This is a genomic window from Pseudidiomarina halophila (genome assembly GCF_003987215.1).
Classification (GTDB): Bacteria; Pseudomonadota; Gammaproteobacteria; order Enterobacterales; family Alteromonadaceae; genus Pseudidiomarina; species Pseudidiomarina halophila.
In genome coordinates, this window is sequence record NZ_PIPW01000010.1 from 1 (window position 1) to 1,151 (window position 1,151).

1 protein-coding gene is annotated in these 1,151 nt (G+C 46.5%); it reads left to right on the forward strand.

Annotated elements, in window-relative coordinates:
* A protein-coding gene (locus CWI69_RS12245; RefSeq protein WP_126764617.1) for an IS3 family transposase occupies positions 1 to 1,133 on the forward strand; the annotation gives its coding sequence in 2 pieces (ribosomal slippage) (positions 1 to 223 and positions 223 to 1,133; 1,134 coding nt annotated over the 2 pieces). This gene is flagged as partial in the annotation.
* Positions 1,134 to 1,151: the final 18 nt, after the last annotated feature.

The window sequence follows — 1,151 nt, forward strand, 5'->3', positions numbered from 1 at the left end:
CGGTATACCGAAGAATTTAAAGTTGAAGCCGTCAAGCAGGTCACCGAGCGCGGGCACTCTGTTTATGACGTCGCTGATCGTCTGGGCATTTCCGTAAAGTCACTTTACGACTGGCGTGCTAAATACGGTCAGGATAATAAAACCAATCAATCCTCCGATGAACAACTGCGCATAGCAAAGCTTGAGGCTGAGCTAAAACGCGTTAAGGAGGAACGGGATATACTAAAAAAGGCCGCAAAGTACTTTGCAGGCGAGTCCGAGTAAAGTACGCCTTTATCCGTGATCATCAAAATGAGTTCTCTGTTTCGGCCATGTGCCGGGTGTTGAAATTGAACCGCAGTGGTTTCTATGCCTGGCTAAAGAAGCCTTTAAGCAATCGAGCCATAGAAGATGCGAGACTTTTAAAACGCATCAAAGCGTTCTTCATTGCCAGTGGAGGCACTTACGGCAGCCCCTGGATCCACAAAGATTTACGTGAAGCAGGTGAAAAATGCAGTGTTCATCGTGTTGCTAAGATCATGCGGCTCAATAATCTCAAGGCTCAAATTGGTTATAAACGCCGGCACATAAAGGGCGGTAAACCTGGCCGGGTTGCTGAGAATATCTTAGAGCGGCAATTCAATCCTAAAGCGCCCAATACCTCGTGGGTAAGCGACATCACCTACGTGCGCACTTACGAAGGGTTTCTTTATGTGGCAACGGTTATCGACTTGTTTTCCAGGCGCGTTGTTGGCTGGTCAATGGACAAAAATATGGATAAACACTTGGTTATCAGAGCACTGCTCATGGCCGTTTATCAGCGACGCCCGAAAGAGAAAGTGTTGGTGCACAGCGATCAGGGGAGCCAATATGGCAGCTCTGATTATCTGGCGTTCATGAAAGAGCACAATTTAATACCGTCAATGAGTCGACGTGGAAACTGTCACGATAACGCGGTTGCCGAGAGCTTCTTTGCCACGTTTAAAAAGCGGGTTATCCGAAAGAAGATTTACCCGAACAGGAACGAGGCCAAGACTGAGATATTTAATTTTATCGAGATGTTTTACAATCCAAAAAAACGTCATTCTCATACAGGCGGCGTATCGCCAGCTAACTTTGAAAAGGCGTACTTTGAAAATCTACAGACTGTCTAGTGAAAGCTGGGAAGTCCA